This window comes from Nonomuraea longispora, from assembly GCF_004348345.1.
Lineage (GTDB): Bacteria > Actinomycetota > Actinomycetes > Streptosporangiales > Streptosporangiaceae > Nonomuraea > Nonomuraea longispora.
Genome location: NZ_SMJZ01000438.1, coordinates 1 through 1,230, shown reverse-complemented (window position 1 = coordinate 1,230; position 1,230 = coordinate 1). Strand labels below are relative to the sequence as shown.

Annotated in this window: 2 protein-coding genes; one reads left to right on the top strand and one right to left on the bottom strand. The window is 74.8% G+C overall.

Translation table 11 applies throughout. The features are described from left to right. A partial coding sequence (locus E1267_RS43815; protein ID WP_132342228.1) for a 2-oxo acid dehydrogenase subunit E2 occupies positions 1 to 937 on the top strand: 937 nt, incomplete at its 5' end. Here the strand turns inward: E1267_RS43815 and E1267_RS43810 are convergent. After that, positions 908 to 1,230, bottom strand: a 323-nt coding sequence (locus E1267_RS43810; RefSeq protein ID WP_132342226.1) for a hypothetical protein, incomplete at its 5' end; no start/stop codon positions are given. The two genes, E1267_RS43815 and E1267_RS43810, sit on opposite strands and share 30 nt — an antisense overlap.

Genomic DNA, 1,230 nt, shown 5'->3' with positions numbered 1-1,230 from the left:
GCCTCCCCGCCACCCGCCCGCGTCCGCCGCCGCGTCGAATGGGGCGGAAACCGGTGATGGGCCGCTGGTCACCGCGCCCGCTCAGGCGCTCATCGACGAGCTGGGCGTCGACCCGGAGCGGGTGCGCGCGCTCGCGGTGAAGGTGGTGCGCCGCGCCGACGTCGAACGCCTGGCCGCCGCGGCCCCGACGCGCCAGGAGAGTCCTCCCGGCGGCACCGAGCAGATCGACCGAGGCACCCGCGTCACGCCTGGGAGCGACGGCGCGGCCGGGCCGGGCAGCGGCAGGAGCCCGCGGTCGTTGAGCGCGAACCAGCGGGCCGTGGGCAGGGCCGTGAGCCTCTCGCACCAGACGGTGCCCGCCGCGTACACTGCCGTCAAGGTGGACGTGGGGCACGCCGTCGCCGCGGCGCGCGACCTCACGCGGCGGCTGCGCAGGCTGGTCGGCCTGCCCGACCTGCTCATCTCCGCCGTCGCCCGCCTGCACCGTGACTTCCCGTTGTTCTTCGCGGCCCTCGTCGACGAAGGCACGGCGAGCGTGCCCGAGTCGCCGCACGTGGGCGTCACGATCGATCTCGGCGCGGGGCTCTACGTCCCCGTCATCCGGGACGCCGGCACGAAGTCCGTGGCCGAGATCGCCGGTGAGCTGGCGGAGTACCGGAGACTGGCCCAGCGCGGCGGGTTCAGGGAGGAGCAGCTCGCGGGCGGCACCATCGTGGTCACCCTGCACCACGACGCCGGCATCGTCATGGCCGTCCCGATCGTCTTCCCCGGCCAGGCGTGCGCCGTCGCCCTCACCTCCCCGCAGCGGGAGGGGGAGCGTACGGTGGCGGTGGTCGGCCTCTCGTACGACCACCGCCTGATCAACGGCCGGGACGCCGTGCTCTTCCTCCAGGCGCTGAAGGAGACGTTAGAGGGGACGCCGTCCGAGGGCCTGTAGGCCCACCAGGTCGTCGGGCAGCGCGTCGGCGCCCCCGTCGACCAGCGACGGCAGCCGGGAACGCAGGGCGACCAGCGCCACCACCGCCATCGCCAGCGCGAACAGCACGTACATCAGCCCGACGCCGCGCCCCTCCCCGGTGCCGACCAGCACGCCCGCCGTGGACGCGAGCGGTCCGTCCGGGGCCACGAGCGGATCGAACACCGCCGCCCCGTACGGCGCCACGAGCCCGAACCCGATCGGCAGCGTCGACCAGGCGATGAGCGTGTTCAGCGCGAACACCCGTCCGTGGA